This is a genomic window from Aestuariivirga sp. (assembly GCF_046093005.1).
GTDB lineage: Bacteria > Pseudomonadota > Alphaproteobacteria > Rhizobiales > Aestuariivirgaceae > Aestuariivirga.
Genome location: NZ_JBJTER010000121.1, coordinates 1 through 17277, shown reverse-complemented (window position 1 = coordinate 17277; position 17277 = coordinate 1). Strand labels below are relative to the sequence as shown.

The window sequence follows — 17277 nt, the reverse complement described above, 5'->3', positions numbered from 1 at the left end:
CGGCGGCCGTGCCGAAAGGCCAAATCTCCGCAGAACCGGCCGCGCCCTCGGTTGACCGCGCGGGCCGGCTGGCGCTCAAGCAGGTCCGGTCAGCTTGAGCAGCGGGCGGCCATTTCCATGCATCTCAACCCACACAATGCTTATCATGCCCGCGCTTGATCCTGGCATCCCCTTACCGCCGCAACGAAGAGGATTGCCCGGTCAAGCCGGTCAATGATGAGAGTTCTTGTCTGGAACGCCTGAGTTCAACCGAGCGCCCGATGCTCTTGCCTCGCTGACGGCGATATCGAGTGTCTTGCCGAGCGCAGCAAATGTCTTTTCGATCTTGGCCAGACTCGTTGCGTGGTTGAGGTCGAGCAAACAGTCGATCTCCCGCCGGTGCAGGTCCATGCGCCGCGCCAGATCGAATTTACGCAAACCGGCCTTATGCATCTGCTGATAGAGCGGAACCTTAACCGCGGCCTGGGCGGGAAGCGTCACCCGCGGGTCGCAGGCCTTTCCCTTCGAGCGCTCCGGCACCGGCTCGCGTTCCGAAATGCGCGCTTCGATCGCCTCCTCAAGAGCTCCAACCGCCCGGGAGAGGGCATCTTCCCGGTCTTCCCCATAAGTGGTCAGTTCCGGAAAATCCGTCGCTACGACCAGAATGGTGCCGTTGCTGTCATTTTCGAGACGCACTCTGTAAGAGATCATTTCCATCCCAAGTCTTTCTTGATCTTTTCAGCCAAGCCCATTCCCTATTCCTTGCCCCCGCCATGGGCGGGCAATTGGGTTTCCCGGCCCTTGAGTTACACGGTGATATGGCTGCCGCCGCCCTTATGAGCCTGAAAGGTGCGGCCTTGCTTGGCCAGCCACTGTCTCAATTCGGCGTCACTCACTGCCAAGGAAAATTTTCCGAAATGCGAGCGCTGGTCAGCCCGGGCTCAGCCGCGCGGCGGCCCGGTCCCGCCCGATCAGCGGCAGAAGCTGGGCCAGTTCGGGCCCATGGCTGAGACCGGTGAGCGCAAGGCGGAGCGGCATGAACAGCGGCTTGCCCTTGCGCCCCGTGGCGGACTTGACCGCCTCGGTCCAGGTCTTCCAGGTGCTGCCGTCCCACGGCTCCGGCGGCAGCAGTTCTTTGGCCGCGGCGATGAAGTCCCTGTCCTCCGCCGCGATGACCGGCGCCACCGGGCCGTCGATCACCAGCCGCCAGGTTTCGGCATCCGCGAGCTTCGCGATATTGCCGCGCACCGCCAGCCAGAAGGCTTCCGTGGCGCCGGCCAGGCGGTTCTTCACAGCCTCCCAGGGCAGATGGTGCAGAAGCTTGGCGTTGAGCTGGGCGAGCTCGGCTTCATCAAAGCGGGCCGGCGCGCGCGACAGCTTGTCCAGCGCGAAGCCGCCGGCCAGCTCCTGGTAATCCGTACACGGATGGATATTATCCGAGGTGCCGAGCAGCGCGGCAAGACTCGCCACCGCCATGGGCTCAAGGCCTGACTCGCGGAGGCCCGCCACCGAGAGCGAGCCCAGCCGCTTCGACAGTCCCTTGCCATCCGCCCCGGTGAGCAGGCTGTGGTGGGCATACTGTGGCGGCGCGGCGCCCAGCGCCTCGGTGATCTCGATCTGCACGGCGGTGTTCACGACATGGTCCTCGCCGCGGATCACATGACTGATCGCGAAGTCGATGTCGTCGATGACCGAGGGCAGGGTGTAGAGATAGCTTCCGTCCTCGCGCACCAGCACCGGGTCGGAGAGGCCCGCGGTGTCGATGGTTTGCGGACCGCGGATCAGATCGTTCCAGGCGATACTCCGGCCATCGAGCTTGAAACGCCAGTGCGGCTTGCGGCCTTCCGCCTCAAGCTTCCCGATCTCAGCCGCCGATAGCCTGAGGGCGGCGCGGTCATAGACCGGCGGGGCGCCCCGGGCCAGCTGGCGCTTGCGGCGGCGGTCGAGCTCATCCGCCGTCTCGAAGCATGGGTAAAGCCGGCCAGCCGCCTTGAGCTGGTCCGCCACCTCGCGATAGCGGGCGAAACGCCGCGACTGCCATTCGACCCGCGCCGGACTGATCCCGAGCCAGGCGAGATCGGCGGCGATGCCGCTGGCGAATTCCTCTGTGGAGCGCGCGACGTCGGTATCATCGTAGCGCAGGATGAAGTGGCCGCCGGATTTCAGCGCGAACAGCCAGTTCAGGATCGCCGTGCGGGCATTGCCGATGTGAATGCGCCCGGTGGGCGACGGCGCGAAGCGGACGGCGGTCATCTCAGCGCCCGTCCCGGAAGGCGTTGGTGACCGGGTAGCGGCGGTCGCGGCCGAAATTGCGCCGGGTGATCTTGACGCCGGGCGCGGCCTGCCGCCGCTTGTACTCCGCCACATAGAGCATGTGCTGGATGCGGCGCACCAGGGCTTCGTCGTAGCCGGTCGTGGCCACGATTTCCGAAACCGGTATTTCGCGCTCAACGAGCCCTTCGAGGATGGCGTCGAGCACCTCATAGGGCGGCAACGAATCCTGGTCCTTCTGGTTCTCGCGCAGTTCGGCGGTGGGCGCCTTGGTGATGATGCGCTCCGGGATCACGCGGCCCAGGCTGTTGCGCCAGCTCGCCAGCCGGTAGACCTCGGTCTTGTAGACGTCCTTGATCGGGTTGAAGCCGCCGTTCATATCGCCATAGAGCCCCGCGTAGCCCACCGCCACTTCGGACTTCTCGCCGGTGGTCAGCACCATGGCGCCAAACTGGATGGAGATCGCCATCAGGATCACGCCGCGGCTGCGTGACTGCAAATTCTCCTCGGTGATGCCGGGCGGCGTTCCCGCGAACAGGGGTGCCAGCGCCGCGAGGAAGCCTTCAACCGGCTGCTTGATCGGCACCACGTCATAGCGCACGCCCAGAAGCTTCGCGCATTCCTCCGCGTCCACCTGGCTTTCGCGGCTGGTGTAGGCATAGGGCAGCATCACGCAATGCACCCTGTCCTTGCCCAGCGCGTCCACCGCCATGGCGGCGACCACGGCGGAATCTATGCCGCCGGAAAGGCCCAGCACCACGCCGGGAAAGCGGTTCTTCAGCACATAGTCGCGCAGGCCCAGCACGCAGGCTTCCCAGGTTTCCTTCTCGTCTTCGGGCAGCGGCACGATCTCGCCCGGCAGGCAGTGCCAGCCATCGGGGCCGCGCCGCCATTCGGTGAGCGCGATCTCTTCGCGGAACATCGGCAGCTGCCAGGCCAGCGAGCGGTCGGCATTGATCACGAAGGATGCGCCGTCGAAGACGAGTTCGTCCTGGCCTCCCACCTGGTTGAGATAGACCATCGGCAGCCCGGTCTCGGTGACCCGCGCCACCACCAGATTGAGCCGCACATCGTCCTTGTTCTGCTCGAAGGGCGAACCATTGGGCACCAGCAGCATTTCGGCGCCGGTCTCGGCCAGGGTCTCGCAGGTCTCTTCCGTCCAGATGTCCTCGCAAATGGGCACGCCGATGCGCACGCCCTTGAAGGCGATGGGGCCGGGGGCAGGGCCGGGGTCAAACACCCGCTTCTCGTCGAACACGCCATAATTGGGCAGATCGAACTTGTGGCGCAGCGTCTCGATCCGGCCATTGGCGAGCAGCGCCATGGAGTTGTGAAGCTTCTCCCCGTCGCGCCACGGCAGGCCGATCAGCACGGCGGGGCCGGAGGCGGTATCTTTCGCCAGTTCTTCCACCGCCAGACGGCAGGCCGCGACGAAGGAAGGCCGCAGCACCAGATCCTCCGGCGGATAGCCGCAGATGAACAGTTCGGGAAACAGAATAAGATCGGCGTCCGGCGCCTCGCGCAGCACGTCGCGGGCCCGCGCGAGATTCGCGTTGATCGCGCCCAGCGTGGGGTTCACCTGGGCGAGTGCGATGATGAGTCTGTCGGTCATGACGGCGGTCTTAGCGGATCGGGGTCTGGCCTTCAATTGCGCGGCGTTGACGGACCCGCGCCGATGCGGGAAGAAGACGGCCATGATCCTCAAGAGCCTTCTCGCTGCCCGGCCGGCGGCTGACAAAGCGTTGCTGGCCTCAGGCCGCGCTGATCTCTCCTATGGGCTGTTCGCCGAACTGGTGAGCGAGACGGCGCGGGCGCTGCGCGGCCTCGGCCTCGCCCGCAATGACCGGCTGGCCATCGTGCTGCCGAACGGGCCGGACATGGCGGCGGCCTTTCTCGCTTCCGCCTCGGCCGTGACGGCGGCGCCGCTCAACCCCGCCTACCGCGAGGATGAATTCCATTTCTACATGGATGATCTCCGCGCCAGGGCGCTGCTGGTGGAGGAGGGCAGTACCTCACCCGCCGTCGCCGCCGCGCGGCGTCTGGCCATTCCCGTGCTGACGCTGAGCCCGGCCCGCGAGGCCGGGGCCTTCACGCTCTCAGGCACTGCCGCCGGCCCGCCGGTGCGCGAAGGCCTCGCTGTGGGATCCGATGTGGCGCTGGTGCTGCACACGTCCGGCACCACCTCGCGGCCCAAGATCGTGCCCTTGACCCATGCCAACCTGCTGGCCTCGGCCAACAACATCCGCAGCACGCTGCGCCTTGCCGGGCAGGACCGCTGCCTCAATGTGATGCCGCTGTTTCATATTCACGGGCTGGTGGCGGCGATCCTCGCCAGCCTGAGTGCGGGAGGCTCCATCCACGCCACGCCCGGCTTCAACGCGCTTCAGTTCTTCGGCCAGATCGCCGAGGCGAGGCCCAGCTGGTACACGGCGGTGCCGACCATGCATCAGGCGATCCTGGCGCGCGCTGACCGTAACCGGGAGGTTATCGCCGCCAACCCGCTGCGGTTCATCCGGTCGAGCTCGGCCTCCTTGCCGGCGCCGGTTTTCCACGCTCTCGAGGCGGCCTTCGGCTGCCCGGTCATCGAAGCCTATGCGATGACCGAAAACGCCCACCAGATGACGTCCAATCAATTGCCGCCGGGCAAGCGCAAGCCTGGCCTCGTCGGCTGTGCGGCGGGCCCTGAGGTGGCGGTAATGTCGCCCGATGGCCGGCTGCTGGGCCCGGGCGAGGAGGGCGAGGTGGTGACCCGCGGACCGAATGTCACCCCGGGCTACGAGAATAATCCCGCCGCCAATGAATCCGGCTTCGCCTTCGGCTGGTTTCACACCGGCGACCAGGGCTTCATGGACGAGGATGGCTTCCTGAAGATCACGGGGAGGCTGAAGGAAATCATCAACCGCGGCGGCGAGAAGGTGGCGCCGATGGAAGTCGATGAGGCGCTGATGGCCCATGAGGCCGTGCATCAGGCGGTGGCCTTTGCCATGCCGCATGACATGCTGGGCGAAGAGGTGGCCGCCGCTGTCGTGCTGCGCGAGGGCAAGACGGCGAGTGAGCGGGAACTGAAGGATTTCGCCGCCCGGAAGCTGGCCGCCTTCAAGGTGCCCAAACGCATCGTGCTTCTCGATGAGATTCCAAAAGGTGCGACCGGCAAGCTGCAGCGCATCGGCCTGGCGCAGAAACTGGGGCTGGCATGACCCGCATTTGCGTTTTCGGCGCGGGCGCCATCGGCGGTTATGTGGGCGCCAGGCTGGCGCTGGCCGGCGAGGCGGAGGTCTCGCTGGTGGCGCGGGGTGCTCATCTGGCGGCCATGCGTGACCGGGGCCTGACGCTGAAGCAGGCCGGAGAAACGAAGCAGGTCTATCCGCGGGTCACCGACACGCCGTCCGAGCTGGGCCCGCAGGATTATGTGATCCTCACCCTCAAGGCGCATGGGCTGGCTGGCGCCATCGATCAGCTGCTGCCGCTCCTGGGGCCGGATACCGCAATCCTGTTCGCGCAGAACGGCATTCCGTGGTGGTATTTCCATGGCGCCGGCGGCCCGCTCGAGGGAACGCGGCTGGAAAGCGTTGATCCCGGCGGCGTCATCTGGAACCGGCTCGGCCCGGAGCGGGCGCTGGGCGCGGTGGTCTGGCAGGCGGCCGAGATGGAAGCCCCTGGCGTCATCGCCCACCATTATGGCGACCGCATGCCGCTCGGCGAGCCGGCGGGCGAGAAGAGCGAACGGGCGGCGCTGCTGAGCCGGCTGCTCACATCGGCGGGAATCAAGAGCCCGGTGAGGCCCAACCTGCGCGGTGAGATCTGGCTGAAGCTGTGGGGTAACTTGAGCTTCAACCCGGTGAGCGTTCTCACCGGCGGCACGCTGGTCGATCTTGCCACCGACCCTGGCGCCAGGCGGGTGATCCGCACGAGGATGGAAGAGGCGCGGGCGGTTGCCGCAAAGCTCGGCATCAGCTTCGCGGTCGATGCCGAGGAGCGCATGGACATGGCGGCCCGCGTCGGCGCCCACCGCACCTCGATGTTGCAGGATGTCGAGGCGGGCCGGCCCACCGAACTCGATGCCCTGCTGGGCGTGGTGATCGAGCTGGCGCGGCTTGTCGAAACCGATACGCCATGCTTGAAGACGATCTACGATCTCTGCAAGTTCAGGTGCGACAGGGCCTTGGCGGTCACCCGCCAGACATGAGGAAGGCCAGCCATGCGGCTCGACAATGAAAAACCGGATTATGACAGCATCGAGGACCGCCGCGGGCAGAGCGGAGGTTTTGGTTTTCCGGGCGGCCGCCGTGGTGGCCGGATCGTGGTTCCGATGGGCGGGTCGCGGGCCGGCGGCTTCAGCATCAAGACGCTGCTGTTTCTCGTCGTCATCTATTTCGTCTTGAAGCTGCTGGGCGTCGATCTGCTGCAGGGCTTCGATCAGGGGCCAGCGCAACAGAGCGGGACCGATACCTCGATCACCGTTCCTGACACCAGGCTCGATCCGGCGTCCGACCCGGCCGCCTCCGCCGGATCTGGCTCCAACAGCGGTAATGTCCAGACGGACGCCGGCAAGGAGTTCGTGGCGCGGGTCCTCGGCTCCAACAACCGGGTCTGGAGCGATATCTTCAGCCAGATGGGCGAAACCTATGCCAAGCCAAAGCTGGTGCTGTTCGACGGCGCCGTGCAATCGGCCTGCGGCATGGCGCAATCGGCCATGGGGCCGTTCTACTGCCCGCCCGACCAGAGGGTCTACATCGACCTCAGCTTTTATCAGGACATGAAGAACGAGCTCGGCGCCGGCGGGGATTTCGCGCAGGCCTATGTGATCGCCCATGAGGTGGGCCATCACATCCAGAACCTGTTCGGCATCGCCAGCAAGGTTTCCGCCTTGCGCATGCGGGTATCGGAAGCGGAGGGCAATGCCCTGTCGGTGCGCATGGAGCTTCAGGCCGACTGTTTTGCCGGCATCTGGGCGCAGGAAGCCAATGCCTCCGCCAATCTCCTCGAGGATGGCGATATCGAGGAAGGCCTGAACGCCGCCGCCGCCATCGGCGATGACCGGCTGCAGCGCCGCGCCCAGGGCTATGTGGTGCCGGAGTCATTCACCCATGGCAGCTCGGAGCAGCGCGTCAGGTGGTTCAAGCGCGGCCTTCAGGCCCAGAGCCTGAGCGATTGCGACACGTTCAACACCAACGACCTCTGAGTTTCCACACAGCTGCTCGCCATTGTTGACTGAAATCAAGGTCGCGGCGCCCCCCTCCGCCTAGCGTTGTCCATGAATTCATGGAACCGCCAACAGGAGGGATTATGACGAAGAAGATTCTTTGCGCCACGGATGGCACCGAACACTCGGCGCATGCCGTGGAACTCGCCGCCACCCTGGCTGCCAGGCTGGGAGCCAGGCTGTCGATCTGCGCCGTGAACGTCGCGCATGGCGGGGCCCGCGGGCCGCTGATCTACGCCTGGGAAGACGACCAGGTGAAGAAGGTGCTCGATTCCGCCGCCGCCGTTGCCCGCCAGGCGGGCGCGCATGCGGTCGAAGAACTGGCACTGAGGAGCCGCGAGGCGGCGTCGGCGATCGTGCAATATGCCGAGGAGAACGGCTTTGACCACATCGTCGTCGGCACCGGCGACAAGCGCGGCGTTTCCAGGCTGGTGCTGGGTTCGGTGGCCGCGGATGTGGCCGGCCGCGCCCATTGCAGCGTGACGGTGGCGCGCTAGGCGCGGGGGCGGTCTTGTGCATCTCCCCGGCTTGGCGCAAAACCCGCCAATTCGGGGAGACTGATCTGCGTGGCTGATGACATCTCGATCCTGCGTGGCCTGTTCGATGCCGCCGTGGAAGCGGCCAATCCGGTGACCGCCGTCATGCGCAACCTGCCGGACCGGCCCAGAGGCCGCACCGTGGTGATCGCGGTGGGGAAGGCCGCCATGCCGATGGCCAAGGCGGTGGAAGACAGCTGGGATGGCCCGCTCGAGGGCCTGGTGATCGCCCCGCATGGCTACGGCCATGCCCTGAAACGCCTTGACGTCATTCACGCCAGCCACCCGGTTCCGGATCAGACGAGCCTTGCCGCTGCCGAGCGGGCTCTGGCGCTGGCAGCCACACTGGGTCCCGACGATCTGCTTATCGCGCTCATTTCCGGGGGCGCTTCGGCGCTGATGTCGAAGCCGGTTCCCGGCATTTCGATTGCCGAGAAGTTCGGGCTGGTGAAAGCCGTGCTGAAATGCGGCGCCAACATCGGCGAGCTCAACTGTGTGAGAAAACAGATCTCCGCGGTCAAGGGCGGGCGTCTGGCGCGCGCCGCGGGCCGGGCGCGGATTTGCACCCTGGCGCTGTCGGATGTGCCGGGCGACGATCCGGCGGTGATCGGGTCGGGGCCCACCGTGCCGGATCCAACCCGCAAGGCCGACGCACGCGCCGTTCTGGAGCGCTACCGGGTGCCGGTTCCGCCGGCGATCAAAGCCTGGCTCGATGGCCCTGACGAGGACCGGACCATCATCAGCCCGCAAACGGAAACGCGGGTGATCGTCTCGCCCTATGAATCCTTCACTGCCGTCCGGCGCAAGGCGGCGGCACTCGGGCTTCCGGTTCTCTATCTCGGTGACCGGATCGAGGGCGAGGCGCGTGACGTGGCAAAAGTTCATGCCGCCATCGCGCTGGAAATCGCCACGCGCGGCGAACCGCTGGCCCGGCCATGCCTGGTGCTGTCGGGCGGCGAAACCTCGGTCACGGTGCGGGGAACCGGGCGCGGTGGCCGCAATGTCGAGTTCCTGCTCGCGCTGGCCGTGGCGCTGGGCGGTGAGCGGTCGGTCCATGCGCTGGCCGCTGACACCGATGGCATCGACGGCATGGAGCCCATCGCCGGGGCGGTCATCGGGCCCCGAAGCCTGGACCGGGCGCGGGCGCTTGGCCTCGATCCCGCGGCGGTGCTGGCCAATAATGATGCCCACAGCCTGTTCGAGGCGCTGGGCGACCAGGTGGTGACCGGTCCCACCCACACCAATGTCAATGATTTCCGCGCCATTCTGATCCGTTGAGCGGAAAGCAGACGGCGGAACCGAAATACGCCAGGCGCGATCGAGCCGCGACCCGGACTTACGGCGTGATCCCGGATGCCGGGCGGCCTCAGGTGGCGCAGAGTCCCGCCGTGCCGCGCCGGTCCTCGACTTCGACGATCCACAGATCGGGGTCGGCGCGCTGCCGCCGTTCGAGCAGCGCCATGGCCTCGGCCGGGCCTTGCGGCGGCACGTTGTCGGCGCTCGAGCGCCGTTCGCCGTCCTCGTCGTGGGAGGGGCCGGGCGCCGGGCTGAACAGATGGCAGGTGCCGTCGAGATGGTTGACGATGACGTGGACCGCGCCGGCCTCCTCGGCCCCTTTGCGGATGACCGCGCCGAACATGCCCTCCACGCCGCAACGCCGCAGAAAGGCGCTCACCCAGATCGCCGTTTTGAGGCGCAAGCTTCTAGGGGCTCGCGGGCTCGGACTGGGCCGTTGCCCGGTCGAGTTCCGCCACCAGCGCGTTGTCGATCTCGCCGGTCTCCGGCATGTTGCGCGCCTGCTGGAAGGCCATGATCGCGTTCCGCGTCTGGCGGGTCAGTTCGCCGTTGATCTCGCCCGGGCTGTAGCCAAGGTCGGCGAGACCGGCCTGCACCCTGCGGATCGCGGCCCGTATCTCGGCGTCGGGCGCCGCGGCGATGCTGCCGGTGAACAGCGAGGCTTCCGCGACCTGGCGGGTGAAGCGGATGTGTTCAGCGAGATCGGACGTCGCTTTGCCGTCGGGCGGCAGGCCCACCGCCTGCTGATAGGCGGCGATCGCCTGGCGGGTCTTGCGGCCGTTCACGCCGTCGACGGGCCCCTTGTAGTAGCCGGTGGTGATCAGCTCGCGCTGCACCGCCTCGACCACCGGATCGTATTTGAGCTGGATGGTGCGCGCCCCCTCTTCCGGAAGCGCCTCGCCCGAAAGGGTGTCCGGGGCGGCCTCCGGACCCGCCTCGGCGATGCCGGGCCGCGGCGCCTGGCCGAACATCGCGTTGCCGGCGATGGCGAACGCCAGCACGGCCGTCAGACTCCACACGGCCGCCGGTATGATCCGCCGCCGGCGCGTTTTCTTTTCGAGACCGTCACGCATTCCCGACCCGATAACCGCTGTTCCGGAGCCCAGCCGCGATGGGCGCCATCGATACCCCTCAACCTTGCACCGCTTGCGGTTAACGAAAGCTTTCCGCCAGCCGGCAGCAACGTGGCACAGCCGCTTTACCGAAAATAAGCCAGGCCTGTTCAGGTCTGGTCAACATAGGCCGGGCTATTCCAGAACGCGCAAGGGGCGGGGCATGCGTATCTTCCGGACATTGATCCTTCTGACTGGCGCGGGGCTGCTTCTGCCATCGCCGCCGGAAGGCTGGCGGGCGGCGGAGCAGGGCGCGCCGGAGCCCTCAACCCTGGAACTTCTCACCTCGGCGGGCGCTGCCGCCTCGGATGCGGCCTCCTTCTGTTCGCGGCAGCCGGAGGTTTGCAGCGTTGCTGGCTATCTTACCGAAAAACTGACCGCCAAGGCGCTCTATTCCGCCTCGCTCGTCTGGGGCTGGGCGGAGCGCGACGCGCCGCAGCCGGCTGAAGCCAGCGGCCCCTTCGCCGCCATCTCGGTGGCCGGGGATGTTCCGGATGCACTGCCGGCGGAACAAGCGGGGCAGTCGACGCTGGGGCTCGATGATCTGATCCCGGAATGGCGGGGGCCTCAGAAAGGCGGTTGAGCTTGGGGCCCGCGCCGCCTATCTCAGATGGATCGTTTCTCCAGCCGGAAGGCCAGCTCCTTGACCGCCATCGACGACCTTATCGCCGACTTCGACATCCTCGACGACTGGGAGGACCGCTACCGCCATGTCATCGAACTGGGCCGCCAGCTGCCGCCGCTTGCCGGGGCCGCCCACAGCCCGGAGAACAAGGTGCGGGGCTGCGCCAGCCAGGTGTGGATCATCTCGGCGGCGAGCGGCAACACCGCCGACCCGGTGCTGAGCTTCCAGGGCGACAGCGACGCGCTGATCGTCAAGGGTCTGATCGCCATCGCCTTCATGATCTATTCCGGCAAGACCGCGCGGGAAATTCTCGCAACGGATGCCGGTGAGGTGCTGGGCCGGCTCGGCCTGGCGGGCCATCTGACGCAGCAGCGCTCCAACGGCTTTGCCTCGATGATCGCCCGCATCAAGCAGGATGCGCGGGCTGCCCTTCAGGCCCCGGCCGCCTCCTCCGGCCGCGGAATCGACGGGCGGTAGTCCGCAAGACCCCAGTTGAGGATCTGGCCGGCGGGACGGGCCGGGTGTTCCAGAAAGCCATAGTGGCGGGCCAGCGCGGTGAGCGCCAGGCCCAGCACCGCCTTGCCGCGGGGCCGCGGCAGGGTCAGCAGCCGTTCGGCCTGCTCAAGCCCGGCGGACAGGCAGCATACATGGGCGAGAATGCCGCTAAGTTCTGGCCCGACGCTGTCAAGCGCGCGGAGATACCGTTCGCGCGCCGCCAGCGCCTGGTCGCTGGCTTCGGCGGCGCTGTTGGAGGCCCGGCTTCCCGCACCCGCCAGATCCCAGTTGGTGGTGACACGGCGGTTCAGCATGGCGCGTTCGAAATCGCGCCGCAGCCGCTCTCCGGCCAGGAATTGCACTTCGCTGATCAGCGGCGCGCCGTTCTTGCCGCGCCTTGACCTGAGCCAGGCGAGCGGGCTTTCGGCCGCGTTGAAGCCGGGCTGGGCATTGGGCCCCGGGTCCGGGCGGAGCGGACGGTGGGCGGTGAGGGTCTCGGTCGGACGGGAAGCGTGATGCATGGTCTGGGTCCTCCTGGCGTCGGACCCCAACATAGGAAATAAATCAGAAGGAATCAATACCTGTTTTTCGTTTATTTTCCTGAAACGTTTTCATGTCCACAATCAGGCGAGATTGGCCAGCCGTTCATCGTGTTCGAGGCCGGAGAGGAAATAGTCGAGGCCCAGAACCATGTTGACGCCGCCGCCGGCGGCGGCCAGCGGCAGCCGCAGCCAATATTGCACCAGGTGCTCCTTGTTGACGCGGGGGCCGCGCACGATTCCCTGGGTGGGCTTGCCGTCGAACACGGTGTGGCGGTAAGCGGCCAGCCAGTAGTCCTGCTTCTCTCCCAGGTCGAGATCGCCGATGGTAAGCCCGGTGATCTCGCGGTCGAAGACATCGCGCAGCCTGGTGCCGGCCAGCCGCACGCGGCTTTGCTTCACATCATCGGCGACATCGATCAGGCTTACGAAAGGCAACAGGCGCGGAATGTCGGCGGGATTGATATCGGCCCGGCTTGGCATCGGCTTGCCGCCGCCGCAAGATAACCAGTAATCGTATAATTGCCGTTGCTCGGGCACCACCAGTTGTGCCCTGAACGCAATGTTGACCGACCCCATAGCCAACGCCGCCCCTTCGCGAATCACCGCCCCATTCAGTGCTTTCGTTTATGAATCGTGAATGGCTGATCCGCAAGAGTCGGCGGCGCAAAAATTGTTGCGCCCGTCAGGACTATTTCCCGCGCCGCTGCCCCAGGCCCATGTTCTTGGCGAGCGCCGACCGCGAGGACGCGTAGTTCGGCGCCACCATCGGGTAATCATGCGGCAGGCCCCATTTCTCGCGGTATTGTTCCGGGGTCAGACCGAACTGGGTGCGCAGGTGCCGCTTCAGCGACTTGAACTTCTTTCCGTCCTCGAGGCAGATGAGGTAGTCGGGGGTGATGGTTTTCTTGACGGCCACCGGCGGCCTCGCTTCGCCGCTCTCCTCCCGGTTGGCGGCGGACGCGGCGGCAGCTTCGAGGGCGCGATACACTTCGCCGATCAGCCCCGGCAGCTCGGCCGGGGCGACCGGATTGCGGCCCACATAAGCAGCAACGATCTGACTGGCCAGTTCTATCGTGGTCGGTATGTGATCCATGACTGGCTGGCCTTTCTAATTGTAAGAAGCACGATGATATTGTGAATACGTGAGCGCAATTTTTCCGGCAAGAGGGCTTCCGCTTGTGCTTCACTTTTTTTCCCTCATGCTCCAAAATGCGGCGGAGAAAGCGAGAGATCAATGCCCAAGATCGAAAAGACCGACGCCGAGTGGCGGTCCGGCCTGTCGCCAGCGGCCTATCACGTCCTGCGCGCCCACGGCACCGAGCGGCCCGGCACCAGCCCACTCAACCATGAGAAGCGCAAGGGCGTGTTTACATGCGCTGGTTGCGGACGGCCATTGTTCGCCTCTGAAACGAAGTATGAGTCCGGCACCGGCTGGCCCAGCTTCTGGGCGCCCGTCAGCCCGGACGCGGTTGGCGAGTCGGAAGACAGGTCGTGGTTCATGAAACGCACTGAAATCCATTGCGCCGATTGCGGCGGCCATCTTGGCCATGTTTTTCCGGATGGGCCCAAGCCCACAGGCTTGCGCTATTGCATGAACGGCGCCGCACTCTCCTTCAAGCCCGCCGGCGGAGCGGAATGAGATGGCCGTTCCGCAACCGCCCCGCGCCGCGCGCCGGCCGCGCACCGAGACCTGGCACGGCTACGAGAAGCTGGATGACTACCACTGGCTGAAGGCCGCGAACTGGCAGGAGGTGATGCAGGATCCCTCCCTTCTGCCCGCCGACATCCGGGCCTATCTCGAAGCCGAGAACGCCTATCACGTGGCGGTCATGGCGGATACCGGAGCGCTGCAGGAAAAGCTGTTCGCTGAACTGAAAGGCCGCATCAAGGAAGACGACACCACGGTGCCGGCCCCCGACGGGCCGTTCGATTACTTCACCTCCTACGTGACCGGCGGGCAGCAGCCGCGCTTCTGCCGCAGGCCGCGCGGCCAGCCGGGACCGGAGCAGCTGCTGCTCGACGGCAACGCGCTGGCCAAGGGGCGTGATTATTTCCGCTTCGGCGGCGTAAGCAATACGCCGGACCACAGCCTCATCGCCTGGTCATTCGATGGCAACGGCTCGGAGTTCTTTGAATTGAGAGTCCGTCATGCCGGATCGGATACGGATTTGCCGGACGTTCTCCACAACACGGCGGGCGGCGCCGCCTGGGCGGCGGACGGCAAGAGCTTTTTCTATACGCTGCAGGATCCCAACCACCGGCCGCTCAAGACCTACCGCCATGTGCTGGGAACGCCGCAATCCGCCGACACACTGGTTCACGATGAACCGGATACGGGCAAGTTCACCGATGTCTCGCTGACCATGTCCGAGAAGTTCATCGTCATCGGCATCCACGACCACGACACGTCCGAGTGCCGCGTCATCGATGCGGCGCGGCCCGGCGCGGCGCCGCGCCTCATCGCCCCGCGGGTGGATGGCGGCGAATACGATCTCGAGGTCTGGGAGGACCGCTTCATCCTGCGCACCAATGCCGGTGGCGCCGAGGACTACAAGCTGGTCTCGGCGCCGCTCGATCATCCGTCTACGGAGAATTGGGCCGATCTCGTTCCCCACCGCCCCGGCGTGTTCATCGTGGGCTTCATCGCGCTCAAGCGCTGGCTGGTCCGGCTGGAGCGTGAGAACGCCCTGCCGCGCATCGTGGTGCGCGACATGGCATCGGGCGAGGAACATACCATCGCCTTCGACGAGGAAGCCTATGCTCTGGGCTTTGGCGAAATGCGCGAATACGACACCGACGTCCTGCGCTTCACCTATTCCTCGATGACGACGCCGGCCCAGGTGTTCGATTATGATATGCGAAGCCGCGCGCGCCGCCTGCGCAAAATGCAAGAGGTGCCGAGCGGGCACGACCCGGCGGACTATGTCACGCGGCGCATCTTCGCGCCCGCCCATGACGGCGAGACGATCCCGGTGACGTTGCTCTACCGGAAAGGCACGGCGCTGGACGGCTCATCTCCACTGTGGCTCTACGGCTATGGCTCCTACGGCATCTCGCTTCCGGCATCGTTCAACACCAATATCCTCTCCCTGGTGAACCGCGGCTTCGTCTATGCCATCGCGCATGTGCGGGGCGGCCAGGAAAAAGGGCGGCGCTGGTACAAGATGGGCAAGCTGTCGCTCAAGCAGAACACCTTCAGGGATTTCATCTCCTGTGCCGAACACCTGATCCGCGAGCGCTTCACGGCGAAGGGCCAGATCGTGGCGCAGGGCGGCAGCGCCGGCGGCCTGCTGATGGGGGCGGTGGCCAACATGGCGCCCGGCCTGTTCGGCGCCATTGTGGCCGAGGTGCCGTTCGTCGACGCGCTCACCACCATGCTCGACGATACGCTGCCGCTGACTCCGCCGGAATGGCCCGAATGGGGCAATCCGATCCAGGACAAGGCGGCTTACGAAAACATCTTGGCCTATTCGCCCTATGACCGGATCGAGGCCAAGGACTATCCCCATATCCTCGCGGTGGCCGGGCTCACCGATCCGCGCGTCACCTATTGGGAACCCGCCAAATGGGTGGCGAAGCTCCGTGAACGGAAGACCGATTCCAACCTCCTTCTGCTCAAGACCAATATGGGCGCGGGCCACGGCGGCGCCTCGGGCCGCTTCGACCGGCTGAAGGAAGTGGCCTTCGTCTATGCCTTCGGGCTCAAGGTGGCGGGGCGCGCCGGTGCTGGTTGAGGCGGCGAAGGCGAGCCTGCTCCTCATCGACATGCAGGAGCGGCTGCTGCCCGCCATGGCGGGCGGGCCCGCGGCGGAGGCGCGCGCCGCCATTCTGCTGAAGGCGGCCCGGGCGCTGAATGTGCCTGTCACCGTGTCCGAGCAATATCCGAAAGGCCTCGGCCGCACCGTGCGGGGCCTGCGGGATGAGATTGGCAATGCCCCGGTCTTCGAGAAACTCAGCTTTTCCTGCTGGCGCGACATGGCGCTGAAGCAGCACCTGATCGCCCTTCATGAGGCCGGGCGGCCGCTGGTGATCATCGCCGGCATCGAGGCCCATGTCTGCGTCATGCAGACGGCAGCCGATTTGAGTGCGGCGGGCTTCGGCGTGTTCGCGGTGGCTGACGCCATGGCCTCGCGCGCCGAAGCCTCCCATGCCCTGGCGCTGGACCGCATGCGGCAGAATGGCGTGGCGGTGATCAACACCGAAATGGCGGTGTTCGAGCTGCTCGGCCAGGCCGGAACGCTCGCCTTCAAGGCGGTTTCCGCGCTGGTCAGGTGAGCCACTTCGCCGAATTGACTTTTCCTTGCCCCATTGCTTTCTAGCCTGAAACGACAGGAGTTCCGCATGGCCGCCGCCGAATTCAATTGGGAAGACCCGCTCGATCTCGAATCCCAGCTGACCGACGAGGAACGCATGATCCGCGATTCGGCCCGCGCCTTCGCGCAGGACAAGCTGATGCCGCGCGTGAAATCCGCCTTCCGCGAGGAACGCTTCGACCGCGAGATCATGAACGAAATGGGCGAGATGGGCTTCCTCGGCGTGATGACCTCCGCCGATCACGGCGGCTCAGGGCTGGGCTATGTCGCCTATGGGCTGGTGGCGCGTGAGGTGGAGCGCGTCGATTCCGGCTACCGCTCGGCGATGAGCGTGCAGAACTCGCTCGTCATGTTTCCGATCGAGGCCTATGGCACCCCCGAGCAGCACAGGACGTTTCTGCCGAAGCTCGCCACCGGCGAGCTTGTCGGCTGCTTCGGCCTCACCGAGCCCGATGCCGGATCGGACCCCGGCGGCATGAAGACCAGGGCCCGCAAGGTCGATGGCGGCTATGTGCTGAACGGTTCCAAGATGTGGATTTCCAATTCGCCGATCGCCGATCTCGCCGTGGTCTGGGCCAAGACCGACGACGGGCAGATCCGCGGGTTCATCGTCGAACGCGGCATGAAAGGCTTCACGACCCCGGTCATCGAAGGCAAGATCTCGCTCCGCGCCTCGATCACCGGCGAAATCGTGCTCGACAATGTGGAAGTGCCGGAAACCGCGCTGCTGCCCAACGCCAGGGGCTTGGGCGGGCCGTTCGGCTGCCTCAACAAGGCGCGCTATGGCATCGCCTGGGGCGTGATGGGGGCGGCGGAGGATTGCTGGCACCGCGCCCGGCAATACACGCTGGACCGCAAGCAGTTCGGAAAACCGCTGGCCGCCAACCAGCTGGTGCAGAAGAAGC

19 protein-coding genes are annotated in these 17277 nt (G+C 66.0%); 11 read left to right on the top strand and 8 right to left on the bottom strand.

The window, feature by feature from the left end:
- Positions 1 to 210: 210 nt before the first annotated feature.
- From ACKOED_RS10575 to ACKOED_RS10565, 3 genes are all read right to left on the bottom strand, one after another.
- Complete coding sequence (locus ACKOED_RS10575) at positions 211 to 690, bottom strand: type II toxin-antitoxin system HicB family antitoxin (RefSeq protein WP_408916559.1); 480 nt, start codon at positions 688 to 690, stop codon at positions 211 to 213.
- A 219-nt stretch (positions 691 to 909) separates the two neighbouring features.
- Positions 910 to 2232, bottom strand: coding sequence for a glutamate--tRNA ligase (gltX, locus tag ACKOED_RS10570; RefSeq protein ID WP_408916558.1), 1323 nt, complete (start codon positions 2230 to 2232; stop codon positions 910 to 912).
- Position 2233: 1 nt separating this feature from the next.
- On the bottom strand, positions 2234 to 3862 hold the full coding sequence (locus tag ACKOED_RS10565) for an NAD+ synthase (protein WP_408916557.1): 1629 nt from the start codon (positions 3860 to 3862) through the stop codon (positions 2234 to 2236).
- An 82-nt stretch (positions 3863 to 3944) separates the two neighbouring features.
- Here ACKOED_RS10565 and ACKOED_RS10560 point away from each other — a divergent pair, with 82 nt between their 5' ends.
- The 5 genes from ACKOED_RS10560 to ACKOED_RS10540 all read left to right on the top strand — a co-directional run bounded on the left by ACKOED_RS10560 (position 3945) and on the right by ACKOED_RS10540 (position 9267).
- On the top strand, positions 3945 to 5447 hold the full coding sequence (locus ACKOED_RS10560; protein ID WP_408916556.1) for an acyl--CoA ligase: 1503 nt from the start codon (positions 3945 to 3947) through the stop codon (positions 5445 to 5447).
- Positions 5444 to 6436, top strand: a complete 993-nt coding sequence (locus ACKOED_RS10555) for a 2-dehydropantoate 2-reductase (RefSeq protein ID WP_408916555.1) — start codon at positions 5444 to 5446, stop codon at positions 6434 to 6436. Before ACKOED_RS10560 ends, ACKOED_RS10555 begins: the two co-directional genes overlap by 4 nt.
- 12 nt (positions 6437 to 6448) lie before the next feature.
- Positions 6449 to 7432, top strand: a complete 984-nt coding sequence (locus ACKOED_RS10550) for a neutral zinc metallopeptidase (protein ID WP_408916554.1) — start codon at positions 6449 to 6451, stop codon at positions 7430 to 7432.
- A 104-nt stretch (positions 7433 to 7536) separates the two neighbouring features.
- Positions 7537 to 7950: a universal stress protein gene (locus ACKOED_RS10545; RefSeq protein WP_408916553.1), complete on the top strand. Its 414-nt coding sequence runs from the start codon at positions 7537 to 7539 to the stop codon at positions 7948 to 7950.
- Between the two features lie 69 nt (positions 7951 to 8019).
- Positions 8020 to 9267 (top strand): glycerate kinase, encoded by a 1248-nt coding sequence (locus tag ACKOED_RS10540; protein ID WP_408916552.1) that lies wholly within the window; start codon positions 8020 to 8022, stop codon positions 9265 to 9267.
- An 88-nt stretch (positions 9268 to 9355) separates the two neighbouring features.
- Here ACKOED_RS10540 and ACKOED_RS10535 read toward each other — a convergent pair whose 3' ends face one another.
- Complete coding sequence (locus ACKOED_RS10535) at positions 9356 to 9688, bottom strand: DUF1491 family protein (protein WP_408916551.1); 333 nt, start codon at positions 9686 to 9688, stop codon at positions 9356 to 9358.
- Between the two features lie 4 nt (positions 9689 to 9692).
- On the bottom strand, positions 9693 to 10286 hold the full coding sequence (locus ACKOED_RS10530) for a peptidoglycan-binding domain-containing protein (RefSeq protein WP_408916550.1): 594 nt from the start codon (positions 10284 to 10286) through the stop codon (positions 9693 to 9695).
- 274 nt (positions 10287 to 10560) lie between these two features.
- Here ACKOED_RS10530 and ACKOED_RS10525 point away from each other — a divergent pair, with 274 nt between their 5' ends.
- Complete coding sequence (locus ACKOED_RS10525) at positions 10561 to 10980, top strand: DUF5330 domain-containing protein (protein ID WP_408916549.1); 420 nt, start codon at positions 10561 to 10563, stop codon at positions 10978 to 10980.
- Between the two features lie 60 nt (positions 10981 to 11040).
- Positions 11041 to 11499 (top strand): SufE family protein, encoded by a 459-nt coding sequence (locus tag ACKOED_RS10520; RefSeq protein ID WP_408916548.1) that lies wholly within the window; start codon positions 11041 to 11043, stop codon positions 11497 to 11499.
- Here the strand turns inward: ACKOED_RS10520 and ACKOED_RS10515 are convergent.
- The 3 genes from ACKOED_RS10515 to ACKOED_RS10505 all read right to left on the bottom strand — a co-directional run bounded on the left by ACKOED_RS10515 (position 11454) and on the right by ACKOED_RS10505 (position 13152).
- The gene (locus ACKOED_RS10515; RefSeq protein WP_408916547.1) at positions 11454 to 12038 is read right to left on the bottom strand and encodes a DUF6456 domain-containing protein; all 585 of its coding nucleotides are present in this window, start codon (positions 12036 to 12038) and stop codon (positions 11454 to 11456) included. The two genes, ACKOED_RS10520 and ACKOED_RS10515, sit on opposite strands and share 46 nt — an antisense overlap.
- A gap of 102 nt (positions 12039 to 12140) precedes the next feature.
- Positions 12141 to 12635: a PAS domain-containing protein gene (locus ACKOED_RS10510; RefSeq protein ID WP_408916546.1), complete on the bottom strand. Its 495-nt coding sequence runs from the start codon at positions 12633 to 12635 to the stop codon at positions 12141 to 12143.
- A 112-nt stretch (positions 12636 to 12747) separates the two neighbouring features.
- Positions 12748 to 13152 carry a MucR family transcriptional regulator gene (locus ACKOED_RS10505; RefSeq protein ID WP_408916545.1) on the bottom strand — a complete coding sequence of 135 codons (405 nt, stop codon included), beginning with the start codon at positions 13150 to 13152 and terminating at the stop codon, positions 12748 to 12750.
- 45 nt (positions 13153 to 13197) lie between these two features.
- On the opposite strand from ACKOED_RS10505, the gene msrB reads away from it, so the two are divergent.
- The 4 genes from msrB to ACKOED_RS10485 all read left to right on the top strand — a co-directional run.
- Positions 13198 to 13698, top strand: a complete 501-nt coding sequence (gene msrB / locus ACKOED_RS10500; RefSeq protein ID WP_408916583.1) for a peptide-methionine (R)-S-oxide reductase MsrB — start codon at positions 13198 to 13200, stop codon at positions 13696 to 13698.
- A 1-nt stretch (position 13699) separates the two neighbouring features.
- Positions 13700 to 15793 (top strand): S9 family peptidase, encoded by a 2094-nt coding sequence (locus ACKOED_RS10495; RefSeq protein ID WP_408916544.1) that lies wholly within the window; start codon positions 13700 to 13702, stop codon positions 15791 to 15793.
- Positions 15783 to 16334, top strand: coding sequence for a hydrolase (locus ACKOED_RS10490; protein WP_408916543.1), 552 nt, complete (start codon positions 15783 to 15785; stop codon positions 16332 to 16334). The genes ACKOED_RS10495 and ACKOED_RS10490 overlap by 11 nt, the downstream gene beginning before the upstream one ends.
- 66 nt (positions 16335 to 16400) lie before the next feature.
- The coding region (locus ACKOED_RS10485; RefSeq protein WP_408916542.1) for an acyl-CoA dehydrogenase family protein at positions 16401 to 17277 on the top strand (877 nt) is incomplete at its 3' end.